This window comes from Candidatus Aminicenantes bacterium (assembly GCA_026393795.1).
Classification (GTDB): domain Bacteria; phylum Acidobacteriota; class Aminicenantia; order UBA2199; family UBA2199; genus UBA2199.
Window position 1 is genome coordinate 1 of sequence record JAPKZL010000303.1, and the last position, 15,795, is coordinate 15,795.

14 protein-coding genes and 1 pseudogene are annotated in these 15,795 nt (G+C 51.8%); 9 read left to right on the plus strand and 6 right to left on the minus strand.

The annotated features are described in order from the left end of the window. Positions 1-147 precede the first annotated feature (147 nt). Positions 148-3,192: an ATP-binding protein gene (locus tag NTW95_14790; protein ID MCX6558675.1), complete on the plus strand. Its 3,045-nt coding sequence runs from the start codon at positions 148-150 to the stop codon at positions 3,190-3,192. 51 nt (positions 3,193-3,243) lie between these two features. Here the strand turns inward: NTW95_14790 and NTW95_14795 are convergent, their stop codons facing one another. The 5 genes from NTW95_14795 to NTW95_14815 all read right to left on the minus strand — a co-directional run bounded on the left by NTW95_14795 (position 3,244) and on the right by NTW95_14815 (position 6,498). Next, positions 3,244-4,308, minus strand: coding sequence for a glycoside hydrolase family 3 protein (locus NTW95_14795; GenBank protein ID MCX6558676.1), 1,065 nt, complete (start codon positions 4,306-4,308; stop codon positions 3,244-3,246). A gap of 23 nt (positions 4,309-4,331) precedes the next feature. Continuing rightward, on the minus strand, positions 4,332-4,592 hold the full coding sequence (locus tag NTW95_14800) for a type II toxin-antitoxin system RelE/ParE family toxin (protein ID MCX6558677.1): 261 nt from the start codon (positions 4,590-4,592) through the stop codon (positions 4,332-4,334). Beyond that, positions 4,592-4,819, minus strand: coding sequence for a hypothetical protein (locus NTW95_14805; GenBank protein MCX6558678.1), 228 nt, complete (start codon positions 4,817-4,819; stop codon positions 4,592-4,594). The genes NTW95_14800 and NTW95_14805 overlap by 1 nt, the downstream gene beginning before the upstream one ends. 172 nt (positions 4,820-4,991) lie before the next feature. Then, positions 4,992-6,239, minus strand: a complete 1,248-nt coding sequence (kbl, locus tag NTW95_14810) for a glycine C-acetyltransferase (protein MCX6558679.1) — start codon at positions 6,237-6,239, stop codon at positions 4,992-4,994. Positions 6,240-6,246: 7 nt separating this feature from the next. Beyond that, positions 6,247-6,498 (minus strand): acyl carrier protein, encoded by a 252-nt coding sequence (locus NTW95_14815; GenBank protein ID MCX6558680.1) that lies wholly within the window; start codon positions 6,496-6,498, stop codon positions 6,247-6,249. A 225-nt stretch (positions 6,499-6,723) separates the two neighbouring features. On the opposite strand from NTW95_14815, the gene NTW95_14820 reads away from it, so the two are divergent. The 7 genes and pseudogenes from NTW95_14820 (at position 6,724) to NTW95_14850 (ending at position 12,909) form a co-directional block, all read left to right on the plus strand. Beyond that, positions 6,724-7,392, plus strand: a complete 669-nt coding sequence (locus NTW95_14820; protein MCX6558681.1) for an HAD family phosphatase — start codon at positions 6,724-6,726, stop codon at positions 7,390-7,392. Positions 7,393-7,546: 154 nt separating this feature from the next. Further along, on the plus strand, positions 7,547-8,605 hold the full coding sequence (locus tag NTW95_14825; GenBank protein ID MCX6558682.1) for a type IV toxin-antitoxin system AbiEi family antitoxin: 1,059 nt from the start codon (positions 7,547-7,549) through the stop codon (positions 8,603-8,605). Then, positions 8,599-9,399: a hypothetical protein gene (locus NTW95_14830; protein ID MCX6558683.1), complete on the plus strand. Its 801-nt coding sequence runs from the start codon at positions 8,599-8,601 to the stop codon at positions 9,397-9,399. Before NTW95_14825 ends, NTW95_14830 begins: the two co-directional genes overlap by 7 nt. A 3-nt stretch (positions 9,400-9,402) precedes the next feature. After that, positions 9,403-9,513, plus strand: a pseudogene (locus tag NTW95_14835) (recombinase family protein). Between the two features lie 416 nt (positions 9,514-9,929). Beyond that, positions 9,930-10,163 (plus strand): HNH endonuclease, encoded by a 234-nt coding sequence (locus NTW95_14840; protein MCX6558684.1) that lies wholly within the window; start codon positions 9,930-9,932, stop codon positions 10,161-10,163. A 2-nt stretch (positions 10,164-10,165) separates the two neighbouring features. Further along, positions 10,166-12,178: an ATP-binding protein gene (locus tag NTW95_14845; GenBank protein MCX6558685.1), complete on the plus strand. Its 2,013-nt coding sequence runs from the start codon at positions 10,166-10,168 to the stop codon at positions 12,176-12,178. A 113-nt stretch (positions 12,179-12,291) separates the two neighbouring features. Beyond that, positions 12,292-12,909, plus strand: a complete 618-nt coding sequence (locus tag NTW95_14850) for a hypothetical protein (protein MCX6558686.1) — start codon at positions 12,292-12,294, stop codon at positions 12,907-12,909. Between the two features lie 364 nt (positions 12,910-13,273). Here the strand turns inward: NTW95_14850 and acsA are convergent, their stop codons facing one another. Then, positions 13,274-14,995, minus strand: coding sequence for an acetate--CoA ligase (gene acsA, locus NTW95_14855; GenBank protein MCX6558687.1), 1,722 nt, complete (start codon positions 14,993-14,995; stop codon positions 13,274-13,276). A gap of 249 nt (positions 14,996-15,244) precedes the next feature. Between acsA and NTW95_14860 the strand changes: the two genes are divergently transcribed. Continuing rightward, positions 15,245-15,795: pseudouridine synthase (locus tag NTW95_14860; GenBank protein MCX6558688.1), on the plus strand; the 551-nt coding region annotated here is incomplete at its 3' end.

Consider the following 15,795-nt stretch of genomic DNA (forward strand, 5'->3'; position numbering starts at 1 on the left):
CCGGATCTTGAAAAGCGCTTTTATTTTTTTCTGTTTTGCGCTATAGTAAATTTTATGCACCGGACTTCAGCACATCCTGCGGACCGGCCGTCCCGTCGCCGCCAGTCGTTTTTGTTGGCGGTCGCTTTTTTCTTCTTGAACGGCGCGATGGCTTGGGGGCTGGATCCGCAGAAGGATATCAGTCAGTATATCCTCGATCAATGGTCTACCGACAACAGCAACATCCCGCAGGATTCTGTCCTGAGCATGATCCAGACCCGGGACGGCTACCTGTGGGTTGGTACCTATGAAGGGCTGGCCCGTTTCGACGGGCTGCATTTCACTGTTTTCGACAAATCCAACACTCCAGAAATGCAAAACAATGGCATGATGGTGATGGTCGAAGGAGCGGATGGGGCGATATGGATCGGCACGCCCAACGGGTTGCTTTGCCGCCGCGCTGGCCAGTTCCGCAATTTCACCATCGGCGATGGCCTTTCCAGTGATTTCATCCTGGCGCTGGGATTCGATGCCCAGGGCGCTTTGTGGATCGGCACCACCAAGGGGCTCAACCGCTATGAGCATGGCGTCTTCACCAGCTTTACGGTTAGCGACGGGCTGGACCAGGACTATATTTCGGCCCTCTGTGCCGGTCCGGATAATGCCATGTGGGTCGGTACCAGTGATGGACTTTTCAGCTATTATTCCGGCCGCTTCCGCCGCTACACGCTCCCGGGCGGCAAGCCGGGAAACACGATCTGGTCCCTCTGCGCCGGCCGCAATAAGGTGCTGTGGATCGGCACGGCCGGCGGCGGCTTGGTCAGGTTTAAGGAAGGGATTTTTCGCGTTTATTCCCGCCAGGACGGCCTGACCGGGAACGAGATCCGCGTCATTTACGAGGACAACCAAGGCGTCCTGTGGATCGGCACCGGCAGTGACGGCTTGAACAGGTTCGAAAACGAGGCATTCAGCCATCTGGAGCATCAATCCGGCTTGGCCAATGATTCGGTCCGCACCCTGGTCGAGGACAGGGAAGGCAGCTTATGGGTCGGCACCTACGGCGGCGGTTTGAACCGCCTCAAGGACGACCGCTATATTTTTTACAACCGGAGAAACGGCCTGCCGGTCGACCTGACGCGGTCGGTCATGCAGGACCGCGAAGGCATCATCTGGATCGGTACGGTGGGCGGCGGCCTGGTGCGTTTCAGTTCAGGCACGTTCACGGTTTTCAACGAAAAACAGGGCCTGCGTGACCTGCGCATCTGGTCCATCGCCCAAAGCCACGACGGATCGATTCTGTTCGGCACCTATGGCGGCGGGCTGCACCGCCTGCAGAATGGCAGGATCACCGCCGTGTATTCGACCCGCAACGGCCTGGCCAATGACATCGTGCGCGCGGTCCTGGCCGCCCGCGACGGGACGATCTGGGTGGGGACCAATGGCGGCGGCATCGACATCCTGCACCCGGACGGCCGCATCGTCAACTACAGCCGCCGCAACGGACTGGGTGACGATTTCATCTATGCCATCAGCCAGGACCGCGAGGGCACGGTCTGGGTCGGGACCTATAATGGCGACCTCTACCGTTTCCGGGATGGAAAATTTACTGCGTACCAGCCTCGTTCCGGCACTTCCCAGAACGCCATTTGGGCGATCCATCCCGACGCGGATGGGGCGTTGTGGCTGGGCACCAATAGCGGCGGGCTGATCCGTTTCAAGAACGGCGAGTTCCGCACCATCAGCTCCCGGGACGGATTGTACAGCGACGTGGCCTTCCAGATCCTGGAGGACGATCGCGGCTATCTCTGGATGAACTGCAACAAAGGAGTTTTTCGGGCCAGCAAAAAGGAACTGAACGATTTCGCCGACGGCGTCATCTGGCACGTCCAATCGCTTTCCTTCGGCATTTCCGAAGGGGTGCGCGGAGTCGAGAGCACCGGCCCGGCCCAGCCAGCCGGTTGGAAATGTCGGGACGGCAGACTATGGTTTCCGACCATCAAGGGGGTGACCGTCCTCGATCCCGACTACAGCAAGCGCAATGAGCGCATCCCGCCGGTGCTCATAGAAAAAATGATTGTCGAGGGGCAGGAGGTCGATTTGGCGGCGCCAGTGGTCATCGGCCCCGGGCGCAAAAAACTGGAGTTCACTTTTACCGCCCTCAGCTTTCTGGTTCCCGAAAAAAACCGTTTCAAGACCATGCTGAGTGGATTCGACCGCGACTGGAGCGCGGAGACCAGCCAAAGGCAGGTTTCTTACACCAACCTGCCGCCCGGGCGCTACGCTTTCCGGGTAATCGCCTGCAACAACGATGGCAAATGGAATGAGAGCGGAGCCAAACTGGTCTTCGAGCTGCGGCCTTTCTTCTACCAGACGTTCTGGTTCCAAGTGCTGGTCGTCCTGGCGCTGCTGCTTCTGGCCGTCATGGCCTTACGCTGGCGCTTCCGCAGTCTGGAGCGCCGCAGGCATGAGCTCGAGGTCCAGGTCCGTGAGCGGACCACCCAACTCTCCCGGGTCAACGAAGAGTTGCTCCAGGCCAACCGCGTGCAGGATGAGATGCAGCGCATCGCGGTTCATGACTTGAAAAATCCGTTGCAGGCCATCATGGGAGCGGCCGACCTGATCAGGCAGCAGAACCGCGGCCTTCCCGGCAGCGCCATGCTGGCCGAAAAGGTCTCGCTGGCCTCCAAACGCATGCTGGCGCTGGTCAATGAGATGCTGGAGATCTCGCGTTTTGAAAGGGGGGATTTCAAGCTGGAACTGCAGACGGTCGATCTGGGCGAACTGCTCATGCTGGTTTGCAGGGGCTTCAGTGAGCAGATGCAGCGGAAAGGGCAGAAGCTCGTTCTCGCCCTCGAGCCCGCCTGCCTGGTCATGGGCGACCTGGAATGGCTGAAGGAGATCTTCGACAACCTGCTGAGCAACGCCGTTAAGTTTTCCCCTTTCCAGGCTGAAATCGGGGTCAGCACCCTTTGCCGGGAAAAGACTGTGCTGGCGGTCATCCGCGACCAGGGACCCGGGCTGACGGCCGAGGATCGGACGATGCTGTTCGGAAAATTCCAGCGCTTGAGCGCCAAGCCCACCGGCGGCGAATCGTCGACCGGGCTGGGGCTGTCGATCGCCGAACTGCTGGTACGCAAGCACGGCGGCCGCATCTGGGCCGAGAACGAACCCGGCCGGGGCAGCAGCTTCCACGTGGAGTTGCCCAGGGTCTGAAATTATTGAAAAACGGGAAAGAAGCGGACAATAAGGCTCAGGCAGGCAGGTTCATTTTTCGGCCATAGCCAGCCAGGATCGTTTCCAGGCCTGGACGCGGCGGCAGGCCCGCTCAATGCGCGCGGCGCTGACGCGCTTGGCGGCGATCAGCCCCAGGATCGTCTCCTGGGTGCGGCTGGCGATGTCCGGGTCATAGACCATGTTGTTGGCCATGAGAACGACATCGATGCCGGCGTTCAAGGCCAGTTCCAGGACCTTTTCACGACTGTATTCGGCGCTGATGGCCTTCATCTCCATGTCGTCGGAGATGACGATGCCGGTATAATGCATCTCCCGGCGCAGCAGCTGGTAGATGGTTTTCTTGGAAAGGGTGGCCGGAAATTCGCTGTCCAGCTGGCTGTTGAAAATATGGGCGGTCATGATCGCCTCGGCCTGGCCGCCGGCGATCAGTTCCCGGTAGGGCAGCAACTCGCTTTCATGCCAGGTGTCGCTAACGTCGGTGAACCCCAGGTGGGAATCCTGGCGCGAGCTGCCGTGGCCGGGGAAATGCTTGAGGCAGCAGGCTACGCGGTGCCGGCGGTGGCCTTCGATCACGGCCAGCGCGTGGCGGACCACCAGATCGGCATCGGCGCCGAAGCTGCGCTCGTATTTGCCGATGATCGGGTTTTGCGGGTTGACGTTCAAATCGACCAGCGGCGCGAAGTTGAGGTTGATGCCGCAGGCGGCCATGGCAACGGCGGTGCGCTCGGAGCATTCCAGAGTCAGCTCCGTATTATCCATCCGGCCCAGGGCTTGCGCCGATACCGTGGCCGGGAAGCCTGCTTTCTCTTTCAGTCGGGCCACATGTCCGCCCTCCTGGTCAATGGCGATCAATAGGGGAGTGTCTGCCCGTGATTGCAGGGATTCGACCAGGGTCTTGAGCTGTTGCGGCGAGCGGATATTGCGATCGGCCGTTTCCAGGGCCAAGTCGCGATCGAACAGGACCACGCCGCCGATGCGGCCGGCGCGGATGTCGCGGGCGATGGGCGAGTGCTCGTCAGCTTCAAGGCCGCGGAAACCGATCAGCAGCATCTGGCCGATTTTTTCGCGTAAGGTTGCCGGTTGGCTGCGGCTCATCGGAAATCACCTTGAGATATGCGTCAGGGCTTGAAGGCGGTATGCTTGGGACCGAACGAAAAAAGGACCAGCGAGTCGGCGGCGATTTGGTAGATCAACCGCTGCGGCCGGCCGCCAACCGTGCAACGGTAAATGTGAAAAGGCATCAGCTCGCCGTTCATTTTTTTCCCGCTGGCGGGATCGGCCAAGATCTGCAGGATGGACTTTTTTAATGACTCCTTTTCCTTCTCTCCCTGCAGCCTTTCCCTTTGTTTCCTGAACTTGGCTGTTTCAAGCAGCTGCATTAGATTTTTTCCATGTCCAGTGCCAGCACCCGGCCGGCCTGGTAATCGATTTTGGCTTCCAGGACATCTTTGATCTCCTCAATGTTCATTTCCGGATTTTCGATTGCCGCCAGTCCGATCTTCAGGGCGTAGCGCAAGGCGCTGGAAAAATCGCGCTGGTCTTTTTTGGCAAACAAGTTCAACGCCGACAACAATTCATTGTCGATGGCAAAGGTCTTTCTGGTCATATTAAATCACCTGTAATCATATATAATGTGATAATTTCATACATTTGTCAACAAAAAATTGCTAAATTGTTAAAAAAAGGCAAATTCTGGCAAAATGAAAACTCCGGCCTCTGTCGATGCGCCAATAGGAAAAACGGCTGCCGCGGAAATCTTGCCGGCAGATATTTGGTTGTTACATGCCGAATTGATCGATGATCTGCTGCTTGCTCTTGTGCAGGATGCCGAATTTGGCGCCGACCTTGGTGAAGGCGGCCAGGGCTTTGTCAAGATGGTGCTGCTCGTGGGCGGCGGAGAGCTGGGTGCGGATGCGCGCCTGCCCCTTGGCCACGACCGGGAAGAAAAAGCCCACGGCGTAGATGCCTTCCTGGTAAAGCTCCTTGGCGAAATCCTGGGACAACTTGGCATTGAAAAGCATCACCGGCACGATCGGGGTTTCGCCCTCCTTGATGATCAGCCCGGTTTCGGTCAGCCCCTTTCGCCAGAAAGCGGTGTTGCGTTCCAGCTTGTCGCGGCGCTCGGTGGTCTTGGCGATGATGTCGAGGACGGCGATGGCGCCGGAGACGACCACCGGCGGGATGGTGTTGGAGAAGAGGTAGGGCCGTGCCTTCTGGCGGCACATTTCCACCAGCTCGCGCCGGCCGGAGACGCAGCCGCCCGAAGCGCCGCCCAGGGCCTTGCCCAGGGTGGTGGTGATGATGTCGATCTTGCCGACCACGCCGCAATGCTCGTGGGTGCCGCGGCCGGTCTTGCCGATGAAGCCGCTGGCGTGCGAGTCGTCGACGAATACCAGGGCGTTGTATTTCTCGGCCAGGGCCACGATCTGGTCCAGCTTGGCCAGGTCGCCGTCCATGGAGAAGGAGCCGTCGGTGATGATCAGCTTGACGCGGGCGGCGGCGTGGAGCTGGAGCTTCTCCTCCAGGTGGCCCATGTCGGAGTGCTTGAAGGTGTCCTGCTGGGCCTTGCACAGGCGCATGCCGTCGACGATCGAGGCGTGCACCAGGCGGTCGGAGATCATCACGTCCTGCTCGTTGAGGATGGCCTCGAAGACGCCGGCGTTGGCGTCCATGCAGGAGGGGAACAGGATGGTGTCCTCGGTGCCGAGGAATTTCGTCAGCTTGCCCTCCAGCTCCTTGTGGATGTCCTGGGTGCCGCAGATAAAGCGCACCGAGGACATGCCGTAGCCGCGGGCATCCAGCCCTTTCCGAGCCGCCTCGACCACGTCGGGGTGGGACGAGAGGCCGAGATAGTTGTTGGCGCACATGTTGATCACGTGCTGCTGCTTGGAGCCGGCCGGGAACTGCACCTCGATCTCCGAGTCCTGCGGGGAGCAGATGATGCGTTCTTCCTTGAATATGCCGGCGCTGCGGATGCTTTCCAGCTCGGTCTTGTAAATGGCGCGGATGTCGTTATTGAATGCCATGATGCGCCTACTGGATGTTGAATCCCTGCAGCAGCGTGATGATGTTGTCCACCGAGTCGAACGCTTCCGGGGTGGCCTTGGCGTCGGGGATCTGGATCTTGTATCGGGTTTCTAAAAATCTTTTCAGGGAGACCATGGAAAAGGAGTCGACAATGCCGCCCGAGATCAGCGGCGTGTTGAACGTGACCTCGCGGTCGTCGTCTTCCTCCAGGTACTCCTTTTTCACGTAATCGAGGATGGTGTTTTTAAGATCGGACATTTTTATCTCCTTGTTTTGCTTGGGAATACATTTTTTACATGGAAACGCGGTGCTTGTCAAGACCTCCAATCCGGTTGGGGCAACCCCCTGTGGTTGCCCCTTTAATCAGGGCAGGCACGGGGGCCTGCCCCTACGGTCTTTTCAGTCGTTTTCCAGGGTCGAGATGTCGCCGATCTCCTCGCCCCCGCATTTTGAAGCCTGGAAAGGGATCGTGTATAATAACGGATGCTTCACCTGCCTATTCAACGCCCGTCCGCATTGATTTTCGACATGGATGGGCTGATGATCGACTCCGAGCGCCTCTATTTCGCCGCCGAGCGCGAGATGGCCGCCGCCTACGGCAAGGAGATCCGAAACGAGCAGCTCTGGCCGCTGATGGGGCGCAAGCCCATCGAGGCGCTGGGCCTCCTGCGCGGCATCCTGGGGATCGATACCCCGGCCGATGAGCTCTTCGCCTGGCGCAACCGCCTCATGCTGGAGAAGATGGGCCGCGACCTGGGCGCCATGCCCGGACTATACGAAATCCTGCGGGCCTTTCACGGCCGGCTGAAGCTGGCGGTCGGCACCGGCGCCCAGCAAGAGTTCCTCGACATCGCCCTCGACACGCTGCGCATTCGCGGTTATTTCGCTGTCCTGCAGACGGCCGACGGCCTCGATCGCGGTAAGCCCGATCCCGAGATCTACAGTATCGCCTGCCGCCGGCTCGGGCTGCCGTCGGGGGAGTGCCTTGTGCTTGAGGACGCCCGCAACGGCGTTTTGGCCGGCAAGGCCGCCGGCTGCCCAGTCATCGCCGTTCCCAACGACTACACCCGCGGCCAGGACTTCTCCGAGGCCGACTGGGTCGAGCCCGACCTCTTCGCCGCGGCAGGGAGGATCGAAAAATTGCTGGAATAGCCTCTCCTCAAGATTGACAGGAATAATTTGGCTTTTCATTTTAAATTATATTTTCAACAAATGCTGAAAAATTTTATTTACTGAAATTTGCTTGACAAATGATATTTTTCATCATATTATATATTTTCAGCAAATGCTGAAAGATGGCAAATAAATGAAAGATAATGAGAGTAGCTGTTCAGAAAAAGCCCGGGATTCTTTGCGGGGATATTTGGCGGAAATCGCCTTTATTAGTAATCTGAAATGGAAAAGAGAGTTTCGTCTGGCCAACCTGGAAGCGGATTGGCTGGTTACCATGAAGATCGCCGATCAATCGCGTCAACTGCTTGTGGAAGTGAAGAACAGCGGGCAGCCGCGGCTAGCGCATGAAGCTGTGAATCATTTGCTGCGTCTGAAAGAAAAATTGCCCCAGGCATATCCCGTGTTCATGGCGCCTTTCATATCAGAACGTTCCGCTGAAATCTGTATCCAGGAAAACGTCGGCTATGCCGATTTTGCCGGGAACTGCCGGCTCGAATTCGACACTATGTTTATCGGGCATCGCGGTCAGGCCAATCCTTTCATTCAAAAGAGGTATTTGCGTTCCTTCTATTCGCCCAAAGCGGCCCGCATATTGCGGGTGCTGCTGAAGGATCCGCGGCAAGCCTGGAAGTTACAACCCCTGGCGCAAGTAGCCCGGGTGAGCCTGGGGCAGACGGCCAATGTCAAAAAAATGCTCCTTGATCGGGAATGGCTGCAGGCTGTGGATGATGGAATTCTATTGCGGGAACCGGGAAAACTCCTGAAGGAATGGAGCGAACATTACTCCTTCAAAAAAAATTTCATGCAAGAATATTATTCTTTGTCGGTCATTCCGGAAATCGAAGAGAGGATTGCCGCTTACTGCCGTAACCATGATGTTGACTATGCCTTTACCGGTTTTTCGGGGGCAGCCCGCCTGGCGCCAGCGGTCAAGTACAACCGAGTCATGGTCTTCATCGCCGGTGATTGGTCAAAGATAGTTCGGGACCTTGACTTCAAAGCTGTGAGCAGCGGAGCCAATGTCATGTTTCTGAAACCGTTTGACGACGCGATATTTTTCACCTCCGAGTCAATTCAAGGCGTCCGCATTGCGGCACCGATCCAACTCTATTTGGATTTGATCGGGTTTCGCGGCCGGGGCGAGGAAGCTGCAGAAACTCTTTTTCAAGAAGTGATTAAGAAAACATGGTAAAAAAATCAAATTTCACTGAAGACAAGGTTGCTGCGGCGCGGGGAGTTTTGTGCGAAGTATTTCAGCTGTTGAATAAATACCGGGAGCAAATCGTTTTGATCGGCGGCTGGGTGCCTGAATTCATTTTCAGCGCACCAAAAGCTCAGTATGTGGGCAGCATGGATGTGGACCTGGCCCTCAGCGAACAATTACTGCAACAGACGGGGAAGAATGATATCCGCACACTTTTGGCAAATCATGGATTTGAGCGTGACGAAGATCCTACTATTATGTGGCGTCCAGTGCCGATGCATGGAAAAACAATTCGGGTACGAGTCGATCTGTTTCCCTTACAATTTGCGGCGGTTGGAAATTCGGGAGCGGTTTCAGACAAATCGGAAACTCGGTTGTTCTCGGAATCGTCTTTTTGTGTATCTGTTAATGGTGAGTTTTCCGATGGCCGGAAAGAAAGAGTTGAGATTCGGATTGCTTCGCTAACTCTTTTTCTGGCCTTGAAGGGTCGAGCTTTTTCTGATCGGCTTAAAACCAAAGATGCCTGGGATATTTACTATTGTCTGCAGAATTACCCGGGCAGCCTGGAAGCATTGGCGAAGGAAATCAGTCCCCATTTGCAAAATGAATTGATCCGCGAAGGCTTTCAATGTATCGCCCAGTTGTTTTCCAGCGTTGACGATTATGGGCCCAAATTTGCAGTTGATTTTGATGAAATCAGCGATGCGGATGAACGAGAGATAATGATGCGGGATGTGTTTGAACGTGTTCAGGCCTTGCTGAATTTTCTTGGCATGAAGTAAAATGGCGCCTTCGCTGAATTTGAGCGGGCCCTGATCCGCGAGCGCCAGCGCGAAGGAATCGCCCTTGCCAAAAAACGTGTAGCGTACCGTGGCCGCAAGAAAGCGCTATCGCCCTCCAGCTCCAGAGGCAATTATGCTTCAAAGACTAACATTGCATGTGGTACAATAAATGGGGGCAGGTCAAGCACAAAATGGCAAACAGCAATTTCCCAAGAATTCATAGCGATCTATTAAAAACAAAAGAAGATTTGTCATATTTACATAAACTTTTCGATCAAACAAAATCAAAATATAAAAAAGAATTAAAAAATGTTATGTACATCCCTTGGTATAAAATAATCATAGATAGACTAATCTTAATTCTTACTTTTGGGATAATTAATAACATTGAAAAAAACTAAATCGAATTAGAAATAAAAAAGCGGGATGTTCAAAGGAAATATTATGCTCTATTTGATGAAATTGAAAAAGAAATAGTTGAAATCTCCAATAATGTTAAAGATTTATCTGACGTTGACCATCAATTTATAATAGAACTTCGAAGCCATCTTTGTGAAAACGGCTATCCTTCAAATTGGGAAGAAGTATCAAGAGCTGTTCGGGAAAGGGATGATTATCATTGCAAGTCTTGTGGAACTGAATATCAGGTTCTACATGTTCATCATGTTATCCCTTTATCTAGAGGGGGATCGAATAATATATCAAATTTGATTACTTTGTGCGAAAAATGTCATATAAATAAACATCCCCACATGAGGAGATAAAAATGTCTTTTTATGGAGTGGTTCCCGAAGGAACAGGCGGGCATCTAATTACAATCGAAGCCCAAGTAAATATCGCTGCACCTACAAAATCTGAGTCTCTAGATATTCGTTTGCTTGGACTTCCGCAAGTTGCATTGAAACAAGGAGTTCCTCGCTGGCAAAATGCTCTAAGAAACAGTGGATTAACTTATCCTAAATATGAAGTAACTATAAATCTAGCCCCAGCAGATTTGCCTAAAGAGGGAACAACCCTAGAGGCACCAATAGTTGCCATTTTAGGGATACTTGGAGAAACAACTGAAGAGTCTGAAAAAGTAGAAGATAATAAAGATAAAAATCCAGAAGATTTTAGAAAAGTAATTGAAGAAATCCGTTTGCGTAACCAATTAAGAAGAGAGCGACTTAAGAGGATTTATAAATCAGACTGGGTAATCATTGGTGAGTTGAGATTGTCAGGAGAATTGAAAAGCACTCGTTCTCTTCTTGGAATGATTTCGAAGGCTCCTAAAGGCGCTAAAATAATTGTCCCTATTGAATCTAAACACGAAGCAAGTATTTTACTTTTTAAAGATATTAATGCTCAAGTATTTTGCGTTTCCCATATTAATGAAGTTGTGAATTTTATTTTGGGAGAAATTAAGATCGATCCCATAAAAAATGATCTCAAAGCAATAATAAACTCAATTCCCAAAGATCAAGAAATGAAAGCATATACAGATTACAGTGATATTGTCGGACAAGATATTGCCAAAAGAGCAATTGAAATTGCTATTGCTGGTGGGCATTCAGTTCTACTTTTCGGCCCTCCTGGAGAAGGTAAAACAATGTTAGCAAAAGCAATTCCAGGAATAATGCCCAATCTTACAACAAAGGAATGTTTTGAGATTAATCAAATATATAGCGCAAAAGGGCTTCTTAAACAGGGCCAAGTAAAAATCATGAGACCATTTCGTCAAGTACATACATCTGCTTCATTAGTTAATATTTTAGGAGGTCGTGGACAAAGTGGGGATATTGAACCAGGGGAGGTTTCTCTAGCTCATAATGGAGTTCTCTTTCTTGATGAATTGCCTCAATTTCCAATAGGTTATGTGGACCAACTAAGAGCAGCATTAGCCGAAAAAAAGATCGTCATTGGCCGTGCATCTGGATCAATTGAATTCATGTGTAATTTTGCATTGGTTTCCGCTATGAATCCTTGTACATGTGGTTATTATGGAGAATATAAATGCTCGATTTGTGCCAAAACAATTTGGAGACAGAATGGTGAGTGTGAAGATCATCCAAATGCAAATACTATACACAAATGTAAATGTTCAAAAGGTTCGGTTGATTCTTATCTTAGACGATTAAGTGGGCCATTTCTTGATCGAGTCGATTTAAAAGTTCGAGTTTATTCATTAAATCCCGAACAACGATTTGCTTCTAATAGTGGAGAGAGATCCAAATTAGTTAGGGATCGAATAAAAAAGGCGAGAGAAAGACAGACCGAAAGATATAAAGGACTTCCAATTCAAGTTAACGCCGAATTGGAAGATACACGGAAATATTTTCACCTACTTAAACTTCCCGCCGCTGATTTACATGAATTTGATAAAATCCAAGGAGAAAAGAATTTAAGTATGAGGGGCGCAGTGAAAGTTCTTCAAGTTGCACGGACTATTGCCGATCTTGAAGGAAAACAAGAAATGTCAATTGATCATATCTTGCAAGCATTAGGATTCATGGGGTCTACATTTAATGAACATGAAATCCAAGTAGAGTTTGAAACAACTATGCGCGAAGGGACTTCTGAAATCACTCCAATTTATATAAACCATCTAAAAGAAAAAGTTCTTGCAGAAATAGGCCGCAGAAGATTATCTAAAAATAGATGTGCAAAGGAAATAGACCTATCAATTTTAACATTCAATAAAGTAATGCGTGGTGAAACAAATATTTCTCAAATATCTATAACAAAAATTAATTCATGGCTCAATGAAAGCTCGGGAAAGAGCTTTTCAAAAAAACATTAAGAGTATTATGGAAAAGTTTCTTGATGTTAGAAGAAATAGAGAGAGAAGTTAAATTAGTGCAAAAACGAATGATAGAAAATAAATTGTAGCTTAGAAATAAAAGGAGTTTAATAATGGCTGATGACAATCTTTATGATGCTGTTCATGAGATTGAGAAATCTTTAGGTCTCCCTTCCAACTTTTATTCTTCTTTACTTGAGGAGGATGATTGGTCTTTTATAATAAAAATTCACTCATTGGTTGAAGCTGCCGTTACGCATATTTTAGTTGTAGCAAGCGGCAAGCAAGAACTAATTAATGTTTTCACTTTACTTGAATTAAGCGATAATCGTAAAGGAAAATTGGCATTCATAAAAGATATGAACCTATTGGAGAAGAAATATCGACGATTCATTAAAACACTTTCTGAATTGAGAAATAGCCTTGTGCATGACATAAAAAATGTTGGATTTTCATTTGATGATTATTTTAAGAAACTCAATCCAGAAAAGAGAAAATCTTTTGTGGAAGCAATGTCTTTAGGATTTAATGAGAAACTTGAGATTAATGGGAAACAGTTTACTTTCAAAGATCATATAGAAAATAAACCAAAAGAATCAATATGGTTAGCCACAATGGTCTTGCTTGCCGAAATATATATCAGTAAGATGTATGTTGAAATTAAAGTTAAGTATTTAGATCTAGCAGAACAATTAATGAAGGGTACCCCTAATCCGAATAATAAGACTTAAAGTGAGGGTGAATAAAAGTATTGGTAAAAGGTCTTTCATTATTACTTTTCCCATTCCGCTTATAGCCCGGCGCAATTCTTTGGATCGTGGAATTGAGCCCAATCGCGGCTGTTGGCTCGCCAGAAACGGCGCTGGCATTTCCGCTTAAACTGATCTCTGGCATTTTGTCACAAAAAAAGAAGTTTTATCTTTTTTGGATCATTTAAAATATTTTTACTCCAATGGAGTTTGGAGAGGCAGCAAAATTGACGAGGAGTCATTTGAAAAATGGCTTAGTAGGGAACTAAATTATTAAAATATCGATCAGATGATAGCAAACTTAATTTTCAACTCTTGAAAAAGATTTCTCTGTTTAAATTTAATCTCAGTCGTTCTCCAGGGTCGAGATGTCGCCGATCTCCTCGCCCCACTCCTGGGCGCGCAGCACGCGGCGCATGATCTTGCCCGAGCGCGTCTTGGGCAGTCCGGGGACGAACTCGATCTCCTGGGGCATGGCCAGGGCCGAGAGCTTCTTGCGGACGAAGTTCATGATGTCCAGCTCCAGCTCCTTGGATGCCTGGAAACCCGGTTTCAGGGCGATGAAGGCCTTGACCACCTCCATGTTCACCGGGTCGGGCTTGCCGACGACGGCCGACTCGGCCACCGACTCGTGCTCGAGCAGCGCCGACTCGATCTCGAAGGGGCCGACCAAATGGCCGGCGGTGTTGATCACGTCGTCGTCGCGGCCGACGAACCAGAAATAGCCGTCCTCGTCGATCGAGGCGCGGTCGCCGCAGATGTACCAGCCGTTCTTGAACTTGCTTTTATAGGTTTCTTCGTTTTTCCAGTAGGTGCGGAACATCGACGGCCATCCCGGCTTGATGGCTATCAGGCCGACGATGCCGGCCTTGGTGATCGGCTCGTGGGTCTTCAGGTCGACCACGGTGGCGGTGATGCCGGGAAAGGGCTTGCCCATGGAGCCGGGCTTGATCTTCATCGTCGGGTAGTTGCTGATCATCATGCTGCCGGTCTCGGTCTGCCAGAAGGTGTCGTGGAAGAACAGGCCGAAGACCTTCTTCGACCAAAGCACCGCCTCGGCGTTGAGCGGTTCGCCGACCGAGCAGAGGTGGCGCAAACAGGAGAGATCGAATTTCTTGACGATCTCGTCGCCCTCCTTCATCAGGGAGCGGATGGCGGTCGGCGCCGAGTACCAGACGCTGACGCGGTATTTTTCGATGAAGCGGTACCACGACTCGGCCTTGAAACCGGCGTCGAGGACGCACTGGGTGACGCCGTTGGCCCAGGCGCCAATGATGCCGTAGGAGGTGCCGGTGACCCAGCCCGGATCGGCCGTGCACCAGTAGATGTCGTCCTCCTTCAGGTCGAGGACATACTTGGCGGTGATGTACTGCGAGATGAGCGAGTAATGGACGTGCTGGGCGCCCTTGGGCTTGCCGGTGGTGCCGGAGGTGTAGTGCAGCACCGATGGGGTCTCGGCCTTGCTCGGAAAGCTGGCGAAGGTTTCGACCTTCGGCTCTTTTTCCATGTCCAGGGCGATTTCCCTTTCACGCAACGGTTTTGCTTTGTCGTCGTCAACAATAATGATGTGGCGCAGCCCAGGCATGTCTTTCAGCAGGGCGCGCACCTTGGCCACGTGCTTCTTCTGGGTGATGATCGCCGCCGTGCCGGCATCGGCCAAACGGGTGAGCAGCGATTCGGCGCCGAAGGCCGAGAAGAGCGGCTGGGCGATGCCGCCCATTTTCAGGATGGCCAGGAAACCGAAATAAAGCTCGGGAACCTTGTCCATGAACAGGCAGATGCGCTCGCCGGGCTGCAGCCCGAGATTTTTAAGGAACTGGGCGATGGCATTGGTCAGCAGGCGCATATCGTTGAAGGTGTACTTTTTCACTTCGCCGGCATGGCCTTCCCAGATCAAGGCCAGCTTGCCGCCCTTGCCCTGGCGGCAGATGCGATCGCTGCAGAATTCACCGATGTTGATGACGTCGCCGGCTTTGTAGCCAAGTTCCTTCTCTGAAATTGCCCACTTGAAATCCTTGAGCTCTTCTTCATACGTGCGCATGTTGGTCATATTTGTCCTCCGGTCGATCTTGCTTATCGTGTTGCGGATAAATGCAAAACGATTTTATAGATTAGTTGCCGGATTTTGTCAAGGGAGGGGGATGGCCTGCTGCCATCGGTGTACGGTTGACGGTTTACGGTACACGGTAAGAAATGGGAGGCGGGCTTGGGCTTTTTTAATGAAATGAGTCTTTTCTCACCATCGACCGTCCACCGTCTGCCGTACACCGTGTCAAGGGCAATTGACAGACTTTCGGTGAAGCTCTAAAATGACCGCATGCCTGGCCCCAAACCATCGTATCAGAACCTGGAGCGCTACTTCATCCGCCTCAAGGCGGGGCAGAGCATGCTGTTGTCCGAGGCGCTGCAGAAGCACCTGCGGGTCACGGCCGATCAGGCTCAGGAACTGCTGTTGCAGGGGAGCGTCTGGGACAACGAGCGCAAGGCGCGTTTAAGGGACGGGCGCATGATCGTCACTTCCCAGCTCATTCGCGTTGACCGGCCGAAATTCACCCTCCGGGAATTCCGGCTGCTTCCCGAAGACATCAAGTTCGAGGACGAGCAGTTGTTGGTCGTCTTTAAACAGGGCGGCGTGCCGGTCCAGCCCACACCATACAGTGATATCGACAACCTGCTGCGCTGGGTCCAGAAATACTTTGACGAAAAACACATCCGCTACCGGGCGGCGCCGATCAACCGGCTGGATCTGCCGGCCCAGGGGTTGGTTTTTTTCGCAAAGGATAAAAAAAGCGAGATTGCCATGCATCGCCAGTTCCAGCAGCACCAGGTGCGCAAGCGCTACTTGGCTGCCACTGAAGTTTTTCCTGG

Bases quoted from the DNA above. Each gene is read 5' to 3' on its own strand.
- NTW95_14825 (MCX6558682.1), top strand. From the start codon at position 7,547: ATGAAAGATAATGAGAGTAGCTGTTCAGAAAAAGCCCGGGATTCTTTG.
- NTW95_14850 (MCX6558686.1), top strand. From the start codon at position 12,292: ATGGCTGATGACAATCTTTATGATGCTGTTCATGAGATTGAGAAATCT.
- NTW95_14800 (MCX6558677.1), bottom strand. From the start codon at position 4,592: ATGCAGCTGCTTGAAACAGCCAAGTTCAGGAAACAAAGGGAAAGGCTG.
- NTW95_14795 (MCX6558676.1), bottom strand. From the start codon at position 4,308: ATGAGCCGCAGCCAACCGGCAACCTTACGCGAAAAAATCGGCCAGATG.
- NTW95_14845 (MCX6558685.1), top strand. From the start codon at position 10,166: ATGTCTTTTTATGGAGTGGTTCCCGAAGGAACAGGCGGGCATCTAATT.
- kbl (MCX6558679.1), bottom strand. From the start codon at position 6,239: ATGGCATTCAATAACGACATCCGCGCCATTTACAAGACCGAGCTGGAA.
- NTW95_14805 (MCX6558678.1), bottom strand. From the start codon at position 4,819: ATGACCAGAAAGACCTTTGCCATCGACAATGAATTGTTGTCGGCGTTG.
- NTW95_14830 (MCX6558683.1), top strand. From the start codon at position 8,599: ATGGTAAAAAAATCAAATTTCACTGAAGACAAGGTTGCTGCGGCGCGG.
- NTW95_14815 (MCX6558680.1), bottom strand. From the start codon at position 6,498: ATGTCCGATCTTAAAAACACCATCCTCGATTACGTGAAAAAGGAGTAC.
- NTW95_14790 (MCX6558675.1), top strand. From the start codon at position 148: ATGGCTTGGGGGCTGGATCCGCAGAAGGATATCAGTCAGTATATCCTC.
- NTW95_14820 (MCX6558681.1), top strand. From the start codon at position 6,724: ATGCTTCACCTGCCTATTCAACGCCCGTCCGCATTGATTTTCGACATG.